General features: G+C 60.7%; 19 protein-coding genes. 8 read left to right on the forward strand and 11 right to left on the reverse strand.

Annotated elements, in window-relative coordinates; all coding sequences use genetic code 11:
* Positions 1-26: 26 nt before the first annotated feature.
* Genes ACM6IQ_RS28450 through ACM6IQ_RS28485 form a run of 8 tightly spaced genes read right to left on the reverse strand, consistent with a single transcriptional unit; the run spans position 27 to position 5,461 of the window.
* Positions 27-530 carry a nitrite reductase gene (locus ACM6IQ_RS28450; RefSeq protein ID WP_414880420.1) on the reverse strand — a complete coding sequence of 168 codons (504 nt, stop codon included), beginning with the start codon at positions 528-530 and terminating at the stop codon, positions 27-29.
* Positions 505-948 (reverse strand): Lrp/AsnC family transcriptional regulator, encoded by a 444-nt coding sequence (locus ACM6IQ_RS28455; RefSeq protein ID WP_010460162.1) that lies wholly within the window; start codon positions 946-948, stop codon positions 505-507. The genes ACM6IQ_RS28450 and ACM6IQ_RS28455 overlap by 26 nt, the downstream gene beginning before the upstream one ends.
* Positions 941-1,456, reverse strand: a complete 516-nt coding sequence (locus tag ACM6IQ_RS28460; RefSeq protein WP_414880421.1) for an AsnC family protein — start codon at positions 1,454-1,456, stop codon at positions 941-943. Before ACM6IQ_RS28460 ends, ACM6IQ_RS28455 begins: the two co-directional genes overlap by 8 nt.
* The gene (locus ACM6IQ_RS28465) at positions 1,453-1,911 is read right to left on the reverse strand and encodes an Lrp/AsnC family transcriptional regulator (protein WP_414880422.1); all 459 of its coding nucleotides are present in this window, start codon (positions 1,909-1,911) and stop codon (positions 1,453-1,455) included. The genes ACM6IQ_RS28460 and ACM6IQ_RS28465 overlap by 4 nt, the downstream gene beginning before the upstream one ends.
* Before the next feature lies 1 nt (position 1,912).
* Positions 1,913-3,091, reverse strand: a complete 1,179-nt coding sequence (locus tag ACM6IQ_RS28470) for a cytochrome D1 domain-containing protein (protein WP_414880423.1) — start codon at positions 3,089-3,091, stop codon at positions 1,913-1,915.
* Positions 3,088-3,411, reverse strand: coding sequence for a c-type cytochrome (locus tag ACM6IQ_RS28475; protein WP_017338897.1), 324 nt, complete (start codon positions 3,409-3,411; stop codon positions 3,088-3,090). The genes ACM6IQ_RS28470 and ACM6IQ_RS28475 overlap by 4 nt, the downstream gene beginning before the upstream one ends.
* A 19-nt stretch (positions 3,412-3,430) precedes the next feature.
* Positions 3,431-3,745 carry a c-type cytochrome gene (locus tag ACM6IQ_RS28480; RefSeq protein ID WP_102593701.1) on the reverse strand — a complete coding sequence of 105 codons (315 nt, stop codon included), beginning with the start codon at positions 3,743-3,745 and terminating at the stop codon, positions 3,431-3,433.
* Positions 3,746-3,769: 24 nt separating this feature from the next.
* On the reverse strand, positions 3,770-5,461 hold the full coding sequence (locus ACM6IQ_RS28485) for a cytochrome D1 domain-containing protein (RefSeq protein WP_414880424.1): 1,692 nt from the start codon (positions 5,459-5,461) through the stop codon (positions 3,770-3,772).
* 199 nt (positions 5,462-5,660) lie between these two features.
* Between ACM6IQ_RS28485 and ACM6IQ_RS28490 the strand changes: the two genes are divergently transcribed.
* From ACM6IQ_RS28490 to ACM6IQ_RS28515, 6 genes are all read left to right on the forward strand, one after another.
* The gene (locus tag ACM6IQ_RS28490; protein WP_414880425.1) at positions 5,661-6,452 is read left to right on the forward strand and encodes a CbbQ/NirQ/NorQ/GpvN family protein; all 792 of its coding nucleotides are present in this window, start codon (positions 5,661-5,663) and stop codon (positions 6,450-6,452) included.
* Positions 6,436-7,023 (forward strand): cytochrome c oxidase subunit 3 family protein, encoded by a 588-nt coding sequence (locus ACM6IQ_RS28495; RefSeq protein WP_414880426.1) that lies wholly within the window; start codon positions 6,436-6,438, stop codon positions 7,021-7,023. Before ACM6IQ_RS28490 ends, ACM6IQ_RS28495 begins: the two co-directional genes overlap by 17 nt.
* Before the next feature lie 10 nt (positions 7,024-7,033).
* Positions 7,034-7,291 (forward strand): cytochrome C oxidase subunit IV family protein, encoded by a 258-nt coding sequence (locus ACM6IQ_RS28500; protein WP_031318934.1) that lies wholly within the window; start codon positions 7,034-7,036, stop codon positions 7,289-7,291.
* A gap of 155 nt (positions 7,292-7,446) precedes the next feature.
* Positions 7,447-7,887, forward strand: a complete 441-nt coding sequence (locus ACM6IQ_RS28505) for a c-type cytochrome (protein ID WP_414880503.1) — start codon at positions 7,447-7,449, stop codon at positions 7,885-7,887.
* Between the two features lie 3 nt (positions 7,888-7,890).
* Positions 7,891-9,318, forward strand: a complete 1,428-nt coding sequence (locus ACM6IQ_RS28510; RefSeq protein ID WP_414880427.1) for a cbb3-type cytochrome c oxidase subunit I — start codon at positions 7,891-7,893, stop codon at positions 9,316-9,318.
* 78 nt (positions 9,319-9,396) lie between these two features.
* Positions 9,397-11,238: a nitric oxide reductase activation protein NorD gene (locus ACM6IQ_RS28515; RefSeq protein ID WP_414880428.1), complete on the forward strand. Its 1,842-nt coding sequence runs from the start codon at positions 9,397-9,399 to the stop codon at positions 11,236-11,238.
* A gap of 15 nt (positions 11,239-11,253) precedes the next feature.
* On the opposite strand, the gene ACM6IQ_RS28520 is transcribed toward ACM6IQ_RS28515, so the two are convergent.
* Together ACM6IQ_RS28520 and ACM6IQ_RS28525 are read right to left on the reverse strand one after the other, a co-directional pair.
* Positions 11,254-11,454, reverse strand: coding sequence for a hypothetical protein (locus ACM6IQ_RS28520; RefSeq protein ID WP_017338889.1), 201 nt, complete (start codon positions 11,452-11,454; stop codon positions 11,254-11,256).
* Complete coding sequence (locus ACM6IQ_RS28525; protein WP_059182808.1) at positions 11,451-12,134, reverse strand: Crp/Fnr family transcriptional regulator; 684 nt, start codon at positions 12,132-12,134, stop codon at positions 11,451-11,453. Before ACM6IQ_RS28525 ends, ACM6IQ_RS28520 begins: the two co-directional genes overlap by 4 nt.
* A gap of 484 nt (positions 12,135-12,618) precedes the next feature.
* On the opposite strand from ACM6IQ_RS28525, the gene ACM6IQ_RS28530 reads away from it, so the two are divergent.
* Both ACM6IQ_RS28530 and ACM6IQ_RS28535 read left to right on the forward strand, forming a co-directional pair.
* Positions 12,619-13,809 (forward strand): NnrS family protein, encoded by a 1,191-nt coding sequence (locus ACM6IQ_RS28530; protein ID WP_414880429.1) that lies wholly within the window; start codon positions 12,619-12,621, stop codon positions 13,807-13,809.
* A 28-nt stretch (positions 13,810-13,837) separates the two neighbouring features.
* Entirely contained in the window at positions 13,838-14,275 is a 438-nt protein-coding gene (locus ACM6IQ_RS28535) for a CopD family copper resistance protein (RefSeq protein WP_145307128.1), read from the forward strand.
* Positions 14,276-14,410: 135 nt separating this feature from the next.
* On the opposite strand, the gene ytfE is transcribed toward ACM6IQ_RS28535, so the two are convergent.
* Complete coding sequence (ytfE, locus tag ACM6IQ_RS28540; protein WP_017338886.1) at positions 14,411-15,085, reverse strand: iron-sulfur cluster repair protein YtfE; 675 nt, start codon at positions 15,083-15,085, stop codon at positions 14,411-14,413.
* Between the last annotated feature and the right edge of the window lie 43 nt (positions 15,086-15,128).

The following is a 15,128-nucleotide window of genomic DNA, read 5'->3' on the forward strand; positions in this document are numbered from 1 at the left end:
GCAACTCTCCTTGAGTCAGGGCGTGTTCAGTGCGAAGCGACAGGTAATCGCAAGCCGGTTTTCTTCAGGATGCGGCTGCTCACCAGCATCTCGTCGGCAACACAGGCCTCGCCCAACAAATAGCGCAGGTGCTCGCGGTAGCTGTTGATCTCATCGCGGCTGCGGCCATGCACCATGGCGAACAGGTTGTAGCGCCATCCGGTTCGGCGCGGGCGGCGATAGCAATGGCTGACGAAAGGCTGCGCGCCGATCAGCGCGCCGAGGCGCGTTATGTCGGTGTCGCGCACATCCCAGACCGTCATGCCGTTGTGGCGATAGCCCAGTCGGTAGTGATTGGGTACGGCGGCAATGCGCCGAATCGCGCCCTCGGCCTGCAAGCGCTTAAGCAGGTCCAGGGTGGATTCGACGCTTAATTCCAGTTGTTCGGCGAGCCACGCCCACGGGTCATCCAGTAACGGCAGACCGGCCTGGGTCAACGCAATCAGACGCTGGGCGAGGGTGTCTTCAGACCGGGAAATACAGACCGACATGGTAAGTCTCCTCTTTAGGCAGGTTGAGCAGGGGCAGGCCGGTCAGGGTTTCGATGCGCTGCAGCGTCTCGGCGATGCCTTCTTCGGTCGCGCAGCCAAGCACGAACCACATGTTCCAGGCGTGTTCGCGTCGGTAGTTGTGCGCCACTTCCGGCAGGCCATTGAGCTGTTCGGCGACGTCATCGAAACGTTCTTCCGGCACCGCCAACGCGGCGAGGGTGAAGGCGCCGCCCAGCCGTTCAATGTCGAACATCGGGCCGAAGCGTGTGAGCACGCCATCAGCGAGCAGGGTGTGCAACCGGTCGAGCAGTTCAGTGCTGCTGCTCTGCAGTTCGGCCGCCAATACCCGCCAGGGGTGGCGCACCAGCGGCAAGCCCAATTGCAAACGGTTGATCAGTCGGCGGTCGAGGTCATCCATGGGTGGCTGCTCCGGTGCGCGAGGGCGCAAAGCGGCCGCCGCACTGTTTGAAGACCTGGGTGCTGAACAGTAATTGATGGGGCAAGTCGCTCAGTAGATGCTCCTCCAGCAGCGCCTGGATCTGCGCCTCCACCTGATCACGTTGCCGCCCGTGCACCATGCAAAACAGGTTGTACCGCCACTGCGGCAGGCGCCGGGGCCGCTGATAGCAGAGGTTGATGCCGGGCGCTCGCCCCAGGCGCTGGCCGACTTCGTCAATCAGCGCATCGGGAATATCCAGCACCAGCATGGCGTTGGCGGTAAAGCCCAGCGCGCGATGGTGCAGCACCAGGCCGATACGGCGAAACAGCCCTTGCTCGCTCCACTGGCGCATTTGTTCGAGTACCTGGTTTTCGTCAGCGTTGAGCCGTTCGGCGAGAGCCTGATACGGGCGCGACACCAGTGGCAACCCGCCCTCGAGTTGCCGGCGCAGCGCCAATGCTTGTTTGGGGTTCAATCCTGGTGTCATGAGTTTTCTCCCAGGGAAAAGCCCAGGTCGATGCGGTAGGCGGTCAACATCGGCAGGTCCAGCGGCATGAGGCCGGTGTCGTCCTCCAGTTCCTTGAGCACGCGGTCGATGTGTTGGCGATCAGGGGCGGTCAGCACAAACCACAGGTTGTAAAAATGTTCCCGTGCGTAGTTGTGATTGACCTCCGGGTACTGACTGACGCGATCGGCCACCTGTTGCAGGCGGTCGGCGGGCACGGCGAGGGCGGCGAGGGTGCTGGCCCCGGCACGGCTGTGTTCAAACACCGGGCCGATGCGTGAAAGGGTGCCGGCCTGATCCATTTCTTCCAGGCAGGCCATCACCTGGGACTCGCGGCAACCGAGAATCCTGGCCATCTCCTTGTACGGTGACGGACACAGCGGCATGCCGTGCTGAAAGCGGTCGATGAGTTGGCGACTGAGCAGCTCAAGGTTCATTTCAATACCCCATTTTCTGCGCACGACTGCTGAAGAAGATGCCGCTCGGTGCTCTGGCGGGCAGGGTGCTCAGCAGCTCCAGTCGGTACGGATCCCAGATCTGGACTTGATCACCGTCGCGTAATGACAGCCACAATTGGTCGCCGCGTGCGGTGAATTCCATGTGCAGCACCGCTGGCCCGGGGCGCAGATCGGCGACCACGGCGTGGGTTTCGGTGTCGATGACCTGAACCCGATCGTTGTCCGGGTAGGCGAAATTGACCCACAGCTGCCGACCGTCCGGGCGCGACGTGACGAACACCGGTTGGCCGGCCACTGGAATCACGGCGGTCTGCTGCCAGGTGCGTGAATCCATCACCAACACCTGATGCCGTCCGACGGCGGGCACGAAGGCCTGGTTATCGGCGACGGCCCAGCCTTCCAGGTGCGGCATCTTGTAGACCGGGAGTTTCGCCTGACCGCGTCCGTAATCGCCGAGTACTCGCTGCACGCCGCGTTCTGGATGCCAGAGGTCGAGTTGGGCCATGCCGTCTTCACCGAACAGGCCGGCCATGTAATAGCGTCCGTCCGGGGTGATCAAGGCATCGTAGGGTTGCTCACCAATGCCGGTGAAACGGCTGATTTGTGGTGTGCTGCCCTGACTGAAATCGGCGGTCCAGATCTCGCCGGTATCGAACAGGCTGAACACGAAACGTTGCCCCGGCGCGTCGACCAGGCCGACTACCCGTGAGCGTTTGCTGCCATCGACCAGGGGCGTGGCTGGAATATCGGCCACCAGTTGCAGGGTGTCGGCATCAAAGACCTTGACCCCGCCGGGCACGTAGTTGGACACGGCGATCAGCTTGCCGTCCTGACTGATGGCGCCACCAATGCTGTTGCCACCCTGGATGACGCGATGGTCGATACGCCAGGTCAGCAAGTCGATTTTGCTCAACCCGCCGTCGCGCCCGAACACATAGGCATAGCGCTGGTCACGGGAGAACACCACCGAGGCATGGGACAGGTCGCCAAAACCCTCGAGCCGGGCCAGCGCGGTGTGGGTGTCGCTTTCGATGATTTGTACGCTTGCGGTGGCGCGCTCCACGACCAGTCCCAAGTCGCCGGTGCCACGCAATGGTGTCTGAACGCAAGCGGACAACAACAGCCCGGTCGCCGCTGACAGCAGGATTGAACGGATCATGGTGCGGGATATCCCTGGAGAAGTAGATCGACCAGCCAACGGATGTCGCCGGGGCTGAGCAGCGGAGCCCAACCGGGCATCGCGGTGCCGGGCCGGCCTTGGGTGACGGTGGCAATCAGGCTGTCCCTGGATTTGCCGGCCAGTGCTGCGCGCGTCAGTTCGGGGCCAAGCCCGCCAGTCAGGTGCAGTCCATGGCAGGCGCCGCAGTCCTGGGTCAGCAAGTGTTCGAGTTGTGCCTGACGCTGGGCGTCCGGCGCCGCAACCGCGGTTGCGCAAATGAGGAGGAGGGCCGCCAGAATCACAGCGTGTCGATACACCATCAAGACGCCCTCCTGGCGGTTATTTGAGTGTCAGTACCCAAGTCGCGAGCGTTTTCGCTTCTTCTTCAGTCACCGGGTTGGCCGGCATGGGCATCGGCCCCCAGTTGCCTTGTGTACCGTTCTTGATGTGGCTCGCGAGGGTGTCCACGGCTCCGGGTACGCCAGCGTTCTTGGCCGCTACGTCCTTGAGCGCAGGGCCGACAATCTTGGCGTCGATGGAATGACAGGCTGCGCAGGGTTTGCTCTTGAACAGCTCCAGCGCGTCTTGGGCCATGGCCGGTTGCACACTCAGCGCGGCGGTCAGGGCGAACAGTGAAAACAGAGTATTTTTCATGGTGTTTCCTTGCATTGATGGAGCTCAATAGATGTCGTGTTGGGTGTTGTAGACGTTGAACTTCCCGGTGGGTGTGATCAGTCGTTTGTCCTTGATGACTGACTTGAGCTTCAGTGTTTTGTCGTCGATCACCACCAGCGCCGACTCGTCTGCCTGGCCACTCCACACGGAGAACCAGACTTCATCGCCGGCCTTGTTGTATTCCGGTTGCACGACGCGCATGGCGCCTTGCTTGATGCCCGCGTATTCAGCGATGGGCAGCACGGTGTAGCCGGCGTCGAGTTTGTCGAGGTTGAACACCGCCACTGACTGACTGAGTTTTGTATCCGGGTTGAGGGTGGTATCGACGTACAGATGACGGGAGTTGGGATGGGTTTTGATGAACAGCGATCCACCGCCCTGACCCTTGAGCGAGGCGACCTGCTTCCAGGCGTATTGCGGGTGTTTGGTCGGGTCGGTGCCGATCAGCGAGATGCCATCATCACCCAGATGGCTGGTGGCCCAGACTGGGCCATAGGTCGGGTGATTAAAGTTGGCGCCGCGACCCGGGTGAGGGGTTTTGCCGACGTCCACCAGAGCGGCCAACTTGCGCTCCTTGGAGTCGATCACGGCGACCTTGTTGGAGTTGTTGGCGGCGGTCATGAAGTAGCGGTGCGTGCTGTCCCAACCGCCGTCATGCAGGAAAGGCGCGGCGTCGATGTAGGTGACGGTGAGGTTTTTGATGTCCTGGTAATTGACCAGCATCACCTTGCCGGTTTCCTTGACGTTGACGATGAACTCCGGCCATTCGTGGGAGGCGATGATCGCCGCGACCCGAGGCTCCGGGTGATATTCCTGTTTGTCGACGGTCATGCCGCGGGTCGAAACGATCTGCTTCGGCTCCAGGGTTTCGCCATCCATGATGGTGAATTGCGGCGGCCAATAAGAGCCGGCGATGGTGTATCTGTCTTCGTAGCCTTTGAACTTTGAGGTCTCGACCGAGCGTGCCTCGATGCCCACTTTGACTTCGGCGACCTTGGTCGGCTCCACCGGCCACAGGTCGATCATGTCGATCCGGGCGTCTCGGCCAATCACCAACAGGTAGCGACCCGAAGCAGAAATGCGCGAGATGTGCACCGCGTAACCGGTCTCTATCAGCTTGACGATCTTCTTGCTGTCACCGTCGATCAGGGCGATCTTGCCGTCATCGCGCAACGTCACCGAAAACAGGTTCGGCAGGTTGAGTTTGCTCAGCTGCTTCTTCGGACGATCTTCGGGTTTGACCAACACTTTCCAGGTTTTCAGCGTCTCGGTCATGCCCCATTCCGGTGGCGTCGGCGGCGTGTGCTGAATGAACTTGGCCATGACCGTGATCTGATCCTTGGTCAGCGCATTGGACGTCCCCCAGTTCGGCATGCCCGCCGGCGACCCATAGGTAATCAAGGCCTCCAGGTACGGCTGCCCGCGGTTCTGGGTAATGTCCGGCGTCAGCGGTTTGCCCGTGGCCCCTTTGCGCAAAACGCCGTGGCAGCCTGCGCAGCGCTGGAAGTAGATTTCCTTGGATGAGTCGAACTCGGCCTGGCTCATGTCGGGAGCGCCGGCGGTTTTGACCATGGGCGAATTGGCCGCAGCGGCGGCGGGCTCGTCAGCGCTGGCGGCATGGCTCACCGCCAGGGCCAGTGACGAACACAATGTGGCGAGGGTCAGGGCAAACATTTTTCTGTTGCTGATCAGCATTCCATTTCTCCTCAGGCAAGACCTTTGCGATGTGCTGAAACGGCAGCGCAGAACGCAGGTTCTTAGTGCCGTGCAAGGCTATGCCCGAGCAGGCCAATGTTCGCTTGACGACGATCAAGTTTGCCGGCCATCTCACTTGCCAGGTTGTCGCAGGGGCCCGTAGCGTGTTCCTTGAATCCGCTTTTGGAACAGACAGCCCATGGACCGTAACCAGTCTTGCGAACCCTTCTATCAACCGCTCAATAATGAGGAGGCGCTGTTCGAGCAAGCCTGGCGACACGGCATGCCGGTGCTGATCAAAGGCCCGACGGGATGCGGCAAGACCCGCTTTGTCCAGCACATGGCCCATCGGCTGAAACTGCCGCTGTACACCGTGGCTTGCCATGACGATCTGAGCGCGGCCGACCTGATCGGCCGCCACCTGATCGGTGCCCAGGGCACCTGGTGGCAGGACGGACCGCTGACCCGGGCGGTGCGTGAAGGCGGCATCTGTTACCTCGACGAAGTGGTCGAGGCGCGTCAGGACACCGTGGTGGTGTTGCATCCATTGGCCGATGATCGTCGTGAACTGTTCCTGGAACGCACCGGCGAAGTGCTGAAGGCGCCGCCGTCCTTCATGCTGGTGGTCTCCTACAACCCCGGTTACCAGAACCTGCTCAAAGGCATGAAACCCAGCACCCGCCAACGTTTCGTGGCGATGCGTTTCGGCTATCCACCGGTGGCTGACGAAGAACGTATCGTGGCCCGGGAAGCCCAGGTGGACAACGCGCTGGCGACGCAAGTGGTGCGGTTGGGCCAGGCGCTGCGCCGGCTCGATCAACATGATCTGGAAGAGGTCGCCTCAACGCGGCTGCTGATCTTTACCGCGCGCATGATCCGTTCCGGCATGACCCCGCGTGAGGCCTGCATGGCCTGCCTGGCCGAGCCGCTGAGTGATGATCCGCTGACCGTTGCGGCGCTGATGGACGTGGTTGATGTCCACTTCGGTTGAGTCCAGCGGTGTGGCGCCCAGGCATTTGCCGGGCGATCTGGCGATGTGGTTTTTCATTCTGGTCGAGCTGTCGGTGTTCGCCATCCTGATCCTGGCGTTCGCCGTCACCCAAGCGATCAAGCCGCAGATGTTCAGTGAAAGCCGCCTGTTGCTGAACACCTCAACCGGGTTGGCGATGACCCTGAGTCTGCTCACTGCGGGGCTGTTCGCCGCGCTGGCGCAGGAGCAAGTCAGGCGCTCACGGCCGCGTCACGGTGCGGGCTTCCTGCTGATGGCGTTACTCGCCGCCAGTGTCTACGTGGTGCTGAAACTCACGGAATACCGGCACTTGCTGGCCTCGGGGCTGGGCATTGAGCACAACACCTTTTTCACCCTCTACTGGATCCTCACCGGTTTTCATTTTCTCCACGTACTGCTCGGCATGGTCATTCTCGGGTGGCTCGCGGAGCGCTGTCGCCGTGGCCTGTACAACGCCGCCAACCGCAGCGGGCTTGAATCGGGTGTGCTGTATTGGCACATGGTCGATCTGATCTGGGTGGTGCTGTTTCCGCTGGTCTACGTGCTGAGTTGACGAGGTTCTCATGTCTGTTTCCAGGGTATTGCTCGTCTGTTGGGCGGCGCTTGCCACGTTAAGTGTGTGCACGGTGGCGTTGGCCCACGTTGGCTCGACATCGCTGCTGTCGATGGCCATCTTGCTGGTGGCGGTGGGCAAGGCGTGGCTGATCACCGATGGCTTCATGGAGATGCGCCACGCGCCGCGACTGTGGCGCCGGTTGATGTTGAGCTGGGCGCTGGTGTTGGCGACGGTGATCGGGATGACACTGATGTCGTTCCGCTGAAGGAATACTCATGTGGGAGCGGGCTTGCTCGCTCCCATTCGATTTGCGTTGTCAGTAATACCCGACCCAAACCATCTGTCTTTCTTGATCGCCATCAAGCATGTTTCAACCCTTCGCTTCCTATCATGGACGGGCCAAGCAAAGAGGAAGCGACCATGTCAGAGACCTTCACCAAAGGCATGGCCAGGAATATCTATTTCGGGGGAAGCATCTTCTTCTTCCTGATATTCCTGGCCTTGACCTATCACACGGAACAGGCCTTTCCGGCCCGCAGCAATGAGGCGCAGCTCACCGAATCCGTGGTGCGCGGAAAGTTGGTCTGGGAGCAAAACAATTGCATCGGCTGCCACACGCTGCTGGGCGAGGGCGCCTACTTTGCGCCTGAGCTGGGCAACGTGTTCCAGCGGCGCGGTGGGGACGCGGGCTTCAAACCCTTTCTGCATGCCTGGATGAAAATGCAGCCACTGGGCGTACCCGGCCGGCGCGCGATGCCGCAGTTCAAGTTGAGTGACCAGGAGGTGGATGACATCGCAGAGTTCCTCAAATGGAGCTCGAACATCAACACCAATGGCTGGCCGCCAAACAAGGAGGGCTAAGCGATGAGCATTGCTAATCCGCATCTGAAATTTGCCTCGCAAGCCGTGGCCAAACCTTACTTCGTGTTCGCCCTGATGCTATTTCTCGGGCAGGTACTGTTCGGATTGATCATGGGCCTGCAATACGTGATAGGGGACTTTCTGTTCCCGATCATTCCCTTCAACGTGGCGCGGATGGTGCACACCAACCTGCTGATCGTCTGGCTGCTGTTCGGGTTCATGGGCGCTGCCTATTACCTGATTCCGGAAGAGGCCGACCGCGAACTGCACAGTCCCAAGCTGGCGATCATCCTGTTCTGGGTCTTCGCCGCCGCGGGTGTGCTGACGATCCTGGGCTATCTGCTGGTGCCCTATGCCGGCCTGGCCAGGCTGACCCACAACGAACTGCTGCCGACCATGGGCCGGGAGTTCCTGGAGCAACCGACCATCACCAAGATGGGCATTGTGGTGGTGTGCCTGGGCTTCCTCTACAACATCGGCATGACCCTGCTCAAAGGTCGCAAGACCACCGTCAGCATGGTGATGATGACCGGGTTGATCGGGCTCGCGGTGTTCTTCCTGTTCTCCTTCTATAACCCCGGCAACCTGGCCCGCGACAAGTTCTACTGGTGGTGGGTGGTGCATCTTTGGGTGGAAGGCGTGTGGGAACTGATCATGGGTTCGATGCTCGCGTTTGTCCTGATCAAGATCACCGGGGTAGACCGGGAAGTCGTGGAGAAATGGCTGTATGTGATCATCGCCATGGCGCTGATTACCGGGATCATCGGCACCGGTCACCACTTCTTCTGGATCGGTGCGCCTGAGGTCTGGTTGTGGGTCGGTTCAATCTTCTCGGCACTCGAACCGCTGCCGTTCCTGGCCATGGTGATCTTCGCCTTCAGCATGGTGAAGAACCGCCGCCGGCAACACCCGAACCGCGCCGCCACCCTGTGGGCCAAGGGAACCGTCGTCACAGCGTTCTTCGGTGCTGGCGTCTGGGGCTTTTTACATACCTTGGCACCGGTCAACTTCTACACCCACGGTTCGCAACTGACGGCGGCGCACGGCCACCTGGCTTTCTACGGTGCTTACGCGATGATCGTGATGACCTTGATCAGCTACGCCATGCCACGACTGCGCGGGTTGGGTGAAGCAGGCGATGAGCGCTCGCAGACCTTCGAAATCTGGGGCTTCTGGTTGATGACCCTGTCGATGGTGATGATCACGCTGTTCCTCACCGCAGCCGGTGTCGTTCAGGTCTACCTGCAACGCTGGCAGGTCGATGGTGTCGCGTTGCCCTTTATGGCCACGGTCGAACATCTGCAGGTGCTGTTCTGGGCCCGTTTTGGCGCCGGTCTTGGTTTCCTTGCGGGACTGCTCTGTTACCTGTTCAGCTTCAAACAACGTGGCCGCGCAGCCTTGCGCGCCCCGGCGGCCGTGGTGCCTTCATGAGTCGCTGTCAAGGCTAGAAAAGGTCGGCCCGGCTGATACAGCGGGCCGTTTTTTTGCTTTACAAAAAGGGCAATGATCATGGCCTTTACCGTCGAACTGGAAGAGTGGGTCGGCAGCGTCTGGCATCGCTTCATCACCCGGCGCGCCAGCCCGGACTTCCCCGAAGCACGCGTCGAACTGGCCAGCCAGCAACGTCCGCTGGCGCTGCTGTTTCGCGCCATGGGCGGCGCCAGTGGCATCGGTGTCGAAGCCGCCAGCGACCGCGATCTGCTGTTGCGGCGCAACGTGTTGCAGCAGATCGCCGGCACCTGCAAGCAAGTGCCCCTGGCGTGGTGCGATGCGAGCAACCTTCGTCTGCCGTCGAGCCTCGCGGTGTTTCCCGAAGTCGCGCTGAACGAAGAACTCTATCGTTGGCTCGCCTTGCTGGCGGCACAGGCCGGCCAGATGCGGCACTGGGGCCGGGACAATCAACGCTGGACGCAACTGCTGTTAGGGCGTTATCCCGCGTTGCGTGCCAGGTACAAACGTCTGGTCGATTCTCACCTGCAATTGCGCCCGGATCCGGCCACATTGAGTAGCGGCGAAGCGGCCCTGGAACGGGCGTTATGCCAGGCGCTGCGCGAGCCCGGCAGTGTCGAACATTTTCCCCGCAGCGAACGGGCCGCGTGGCCGTTGCCGCTGTGGTTGTACCCGCCGCAAAACCTCGCGAGCCCTCAGGCTGCCGACCTGGGGGAGGAATCCGAAGAATCGTTGACGACCCCGCCCGGTGAGCAAAAGGGCGCAAGCAAACGCGCCAAGCGGATCGATGAAAGCACCCGCGATGGCGGGTTGTTGATCGTGCGTCTGGAGAACCTGTTCAGCTGGACCGAACACGTGGACCTGGATCGCTGGTCGGACGACAGCGAGGACCCGGACGCGGCCAAAGTCGCCGAGGACCTCGACGAGTTGAGCCTGTCGCGCACCCGACTGCGCAAGGGCGGCGGCCTCAAGCTGCACCTGGATTTACCGCCGGCCGATGTCGACGATATTCCCCTGGGCGAGGGCATCAAGTTGCCGGAGTGGGACTATCGCAAACAGCAGATGCAAGACGCCTTCGTCAATCTGCAAATGATGGTGCCCCGGGACTGCGAGGCGCAGCCACTGCCGCTACGCCTGAAAGCTTCGGCGCACCGTCTGCGGCGCCAGTTCGAGCACCTGCGCAATGACCGCCAATGGTTACGCCAGCAACCCCAAGGGTCTGAACTGGATATGCAGGCCTGGCTGGATTTTCACGTTGAACGCGAGCATGGCCAGTGTGCGGAACGCGGTTTGTTCATGGAACAACGGCAGACACGCCGTGACCTGGCGTGCCTGTTGCTGGCCGATGTGTCGATGTCCACCGACGCGCACCTGAACGATGAGCATCGGGTGATTGATGTCATCCGCGACAGCTTGCTGCTGTTCGGTGAGACCCTGTCGGTGCTCGGTGATGATTTCGCCCTGTACGGGTTTTCCTCGTTGCGCCGTCATCAAGTGCGGATGCAGGAACTCAAGTCTTTCACCCAGCGTTATGACGACAACACCCGCGGTCGTATTCAAGGGCTCAAACCGGGTTATTACACGCGCATGGGCGCCGCCATCCGCCAGGCCACTCAACTGCTGGGCGAGAGCAAGCGCCGCAGCAAACTGTTGCTGCTGCTCACGGATGGCAAACCAAACGATCTGGACTTGTACGAGGGACGTTACGGCGTTGAAGACACCCGCGAAGCGGTGCTGGAGGCGCGGCGCAAGGGGTTGACGCCGTTCTGCATCACGATTGATCGCGAGGCCGGGGAATACCTGCCTTACATGTTCGGCGCCAATGGCTACACCTTGATCCGTCAGCCCGAGCAATTACCCCTGCGATTGCCGCAGCTGTACCGCCAGTTGACCCAACCTTGAGGGGGGCACGCAGCATCAACTGCTGCCGCGTGGCAGCCAGAAAAACATCGCCACGCAGAAGATCGTCAGGCCAATGCAGAACCACGTGAATCGGCGCAGCCGACGTTGCGCCGCGTGTGCGGCCAATACCGGCAGGGGCATGCCGCACTGGAGGCACTCGGTTTCTTGTGCGGGGTTGGCGCGTTGGCAATACAAACAGACGGGCAGGGCACTCACTCGAACTGTTCCAGGCGCAGACGATCGAGAATGGCGATCTGGCGGCCGTCCTGGGTGATGATGTTTTCATCGATCAGGCGACGGATGATCCGCGAAAAGGTTTCCGGCTGGATCGACAGGTGCCCGGCAATCAGTTGCTTGGCCATTGGCAGTTCGAATTGGCTGCCAACGGTTTGCTGGCGCACCAGTTGCGTCAGCAGATAACGCACGACCCGGTGGGTGGCGTTTTTCAGTGACAGGGTTTCGATTTCGTTGACCCGTTGATGCAAGCGAACGCACAGCTTGCCGAGCAGCGCAAAGGTCAGTCGGCTGTTACTTTGCAGCAGGCGCATATAGGTGTTGTTGGATAACCGATAGAGCTGAGTGGGGCAGATCGCTTCGGCCGAGGCCACATAGTTCGGGGTGTCCATCAGCATCATCGCTTCGGCGAAGGTTTGCCGGTCACCAATGACCTCAAACACTTTCTCCTGCCCGTCCGGCGTCAGGCGATAGATTTTCACCGCGCCGGCAATCACGAAATAGAACGAGTCTGCCGGCTCGCCCTGACGGAACAACGGTTCGCCTTTGTCGATGCTCAGCAAATGGCTGGTACTCATCAACTCATCCAGCTGTTCTTCGTTCAACGGCTCGAACAAGTGGTGACTGCGCAGAATCTGGTGATGGACGCGATGAAGCACCATAAGAATTCATCCTGAGGTTTGAGGAGGGGATGGCGATCAAGTCAAACGAGGCCCAGCGAGACACCGCTGGCCAACGCCAGCACCGAGGTCAGCACAACAAACCAGGCCAATGGCTGGATGACTTTTTTCATGACGACTCCTGGGGATCGAGAAGGATCAGGTTTTCCTTGATTTCTGAACCATTGAGCAAGACGCGGGCCATGCCTGGAGTCCGTTGTTTACTGGGGTTGTCAGATGGGAGGGTAGAAATGACCACCATGTTTAGGGTTCAAATAACCCTTTAATGGTCATTTCTACCCTTGGGTTGGTCCCGCAGGGGGCAGGTCCTCTCACCACAGCGGGCGAATGAACATCAGGGCACGGCCCTTGCACACTTGATCTGCGACAAAGGCAATTAATCGTCAATACCCGATGATTGCCCCCGGACTTGCCTCGACGCGTGTGGGTTGGCGTCAGGTCAGCAGCAAGGTAAAGGAGTAGCTTTATGCAAGTGCTTGACCGCCGTAAAGCGATGGCTATCGCGCCGCTGTTGCGTTTGGCCTTTCGGCCATTTTTCCTCGCCGGCTGCCTGCTGGCGGTGCTGGTCATTCCGCTCTGGCTGTTCGCCTTCAGTGGTGAGCTTTCCGGCTGGCAGCCGGCGGGTGGCTGGCTGGGCTGGCATCGACACGAATTACTGTTCGGATTCGGCTTGGCGATCATCGCCGGCTTTCTGCTGACGGCGGTGCAGACCTGGACCGGTCGCCCCGGCATCAGCGGGCAACCACTGGCCATGCTGGCGCTGCTGTGGTTGTTGGCGCGCGTGGCCTGGCTGGTCAATGCACCGTTGCCGGTGCTCGCGGTGCTGGAGCTGGCGTTCCCGCTGGCGGTGGCTGCGCTCATGGGATTCACCTTGTGGAAGGTGCGGCAGAAACGTAACTACCCCATTGCGGTGGTGTTGCTGCTGTTAGCGGCGGCCGATGGGTTGTCCCTGTATGGTCTGGTCGAAGGTCATGAAGGCTGGCAGCGTCAAGGCGTGTTGACGGGTCTGTGGCTGGTGGCGGCAATGATGGGTTTGATCGGTGGGCGCGTCATTCCGTTCTTCATCCAGCGCGGCCTCGGCAAGGTCGAGGGCGTTACCCCTTGGCCGTGGCTGGATTGGCTGCTGCTGATTGGCTCACCGCTGGTGGCGTTGCTCTATGCCGCTGGACCTGCGCTTGCCCCCGATTTCTGGGTGGGCCTGTTGTTCGCTGTGTTGGCCGCAGGGCATCTGGTGCGCCTGGTGCGCTGGCATGATCGCGCCCTCTGGCATGTGCCGTTGTTGTGGTCGTTGTACCTGGCTTATGCCTGGTTGGCGGTGGCCTGTCTCGGGATGGCGCTGTGGCATTTTGGTGTGCCGATCAATCCGAGTCTGGCGGTGCATTGCCTGTCCATTGGCGCCATGGGTGGCCTGGTGCTGGCGATGATTGCACGGGTCAGCCTGGGGCATACCGGCCGCGCGCTGGAGCCGCCGTCGGGCATGACCCTGGCGTTCATTCTGCTCAACCTGGCCTGTCTGAGCCGGGTCGTGTTGATCCTGTTTTTCCCCTTTCCGGCGTTGTGGCTGGCCGGTCTGTGTTGGGTGCTGGCGTTTGCGCTATACGCCTGGCGCTATGGGCCGATGCTGTTGCAGTCCCGGGTGGACGGCCATCCGGGCTAAGCACGCTAACTGATGGAGGCTGCCGGTGATGTATCCCTTTTTACTGGTCACCCACTTGCTGGCGGCGATTGCCTTCATCGGCACACTGTTTTTCGAGGTGGTGATCTGGCACAACGCCCGCCAGCAGGTGGCGGTTAGCGCGCAAACGAGCGCCGATCAAGCGATTGCAGTGCGTTCGCGCAAGGTGCTGCATGGCGTGGTGTTGCTGTTGTATGGCGCCGGTATCAGCCTGGCGTGGCAACACCGGGGTGTATTGAGTCAGCCGCTGGCGAGCAGTTTTGGTACGTTGCTGAGTCTGAAGATCATCCTGGCCCTGAGCATCATCGGCCATTACTTTCTGCTGGCGTACTGGCTGAAAAGCGCATGCCTGACCACGACCCGCGCCACGTGGATTCGCCGCAGCATCCTCGGGCACATGGTGTTGATCGTGATCCTGGCCAAGGCCATGTTCTATTGGCACGGTTGATTGCGCTGGAGAACCGGTAACCCTGTAACGGTGCCATTCGCGAGCCGGCTCGTTCCTACATTGGGATACCGTTCCCTGTGAGAGCGAGCCGGCTCGCGAAAGCTGTGTCACTGGTTTTGTATGACCCGCAATCGATCAATGGCGAGGTTTAAGTGCGTTGACGAACAACACGTTGTTTTCCAGATGGATGTGTTGCATCAAGTCATCACGGAACTCCAGCAGCCCGCGATACAGGGCACGCCAGGTATTACAGGCATCGGCCGGCGGGGTGATGTTGTTGGTCAGCGCAAGCAGCCTTTCCAATGCTTCGCCATGTTGATCATGTTCAAAGCGCAGCACCTGGATCGGCGGTGCGGCCTGAGGGCCGATGCCTTGTTGCAGCATCGGGAAGAGCACTTGTTCTTCCTTGAGCATGTGGCCTTCAAGTTCTTGTTGCATGTCGGTCAAGAGATCGGCCAGGCCGTTGGGGCAGCTGCTGCGGGCACCATGGACCTGTTCGACGCGGCGGGCCAGACGAATCAGTTCCGGCAGTTGTTCGCGATGGCGGGCGTGGTAGCGCGCCAGAAGATGGGCGATCAACAGCTCCGAGGGTTCGTTGCGCCAGTCGTGCTGGGTTTCGCCGGTGTCTTGCAGCCGGTGCAGCGCATCGGCAATCAGGGCCGGATCGAGGCCTTTGCCAGCGGCCGCTTCAAGCAGGCTTTTATGCCCGCCACAACAGAAGTCCAGTTTAAAGGTGTGAAAAATCCGTGTGGCGCCGGGAATGTCGCACGCCAGTTGGCCGAGGCTTTGTTCCAATAGAGTCAGGCTCATCAGGGGTTCCTTGTTTGGATTTCAACGGTTCCCCAAGCTCATT

Origin of the sequence: Pseudomonas sp. IT-P100, assembly GCF_949767185.1 — a bacterium.
Lineage (GTDB): Bacteria > Pseudomonadota > Gammaproteobacteria > Pseudomonadales > Pseudomonadaceae > Aquipseudomonas > Aquipseudomonas fluorescens_B.

Coding starts and splice junctions, on each gene's coding strand:
- ACM6IQ_RS28455 (WP_010460162.1), bottom strand. CDS start 948: ATGGATGACCTCGACCGCCGACTGATCAACCGTTTGCAATTGGGCTTG.
- ACM6IQ_RS28510 (WP_414880427.1), top strand. CDS start 7,891: ATGAGCATTGCTAATCCGCATCTGAAATTTGCCTCGCAAGCCGTGGCC.
- ACM6IQ_RS28495 (WP_414880426.1), top strand. CDS start 6,436: ATGTCCACTTCGGTTGAGTCCAGCGGTGTGGCGCCCAGGCATTTGCCG.
- ACM6IQ_RS28485 (WP_414880424.1), bottom strand. CDS start 5,461: ATGCTGATCAGCAACAGAAAAATGTTTGCCCTGACCCTCGCCACATTG.
- ACM6IQ_RS28475 (WP_017338897.1), bottom strand. CDS start 3,411: ATGGTGTATCGACACGCTGTGATTCTGGCGGCCCTCCTCCTCATTTGC.
- ACM6IQ_RS28465 (WP_414880422.1), bottom strand. CDS start 1,911: ATGAACCTTGAGCTGCTCAGTCGCCAACTCATCGACCGCTTTCAGCAC.
- ACM6IQ_RS28530 (WP_414880429.1), top strand. CDS start 12,619: ATGCAAGTGCTTGACCGCCGTAAAGCGATGGCTATCGCGCCGCTGTTG.
- ACM6IQ_RS28535 (WP_145307128.1), top strand. CDS start 13,838: ATGTATCCCTTTTTACTGGTCACCCACTTGCTGGCGGCGATTGCCTTC.
- ACM6IQ_RS28500 (WP_031318934.1), top strand. CDS start 7,034: ATGTCTGTTTCCAGGGTATTGCTCGTCTGTTGGGCGGCGCTTGCCACG.
- ACM6IQ_RS28450 (WP_414880420.1), bottom strand. CDS start 530: ATGTCGGTCTGTATTTCCCGGTCTGAAGACACCCTCGCCCAGCGTCTG.
- ACM6IQ_RS28480 (WP_102593701.1), bottom strand. CDS start 3,745: ATGAAAAATACTCTGTTTTCACTGTTCGCCCTGACCGCCGCGCTGAGT.
- ACM6IQ_RS28490 (WP_414880425.1), top strand. CDS start 5,661: ATGGACCGTAACCAGTCTTGCGAACCCTTCTATCAACCGCTCAATAAT.
- ACM6IQ_RS28505 (WP_414880503.1), top strand. CDS start 7,447: ATGTCAGAGACCTTCACCAAAGGCATGGCCAGGAATATCTATTTCGGG.
- ACM6IQ_RS28470 (WP_414880423.1), bottom strand. CDS start 3,091: ATGATCCGTTCAATCCTGCTGTCAGCGGCGACCGGGCTGTTGTTGTCC.
- ytfE (WP_017338886.1), bottom strand. CDS start 15,085: ATGAGCCTGACTCTATTGGAACAAAGCCTCGGCCAACTGGCGTGCGAC.
- ACM6IQ_RS28515 (WP_414880428.1), top strand. CDS start 9,397: ATGGCCTTTACCGTCGAACTGGAAGAGTGGGTCGGCAGCGTCTGGCAT.
- ACM6IQ_RS28460 (WP_414880421.1), bottom strand. CDS start 1,456: ATGACACCAGGATTGAACCCCAAACAAGCATTGGCGCTGCGCCGGCAA.
- ACM6IQ_RS28525 (WP_059182808.1), bottom strand. CDS start 12,134: ATGGTGCTTCATCGCGTCCATCACCAGATTCTGCGCAGTCACCACTTG.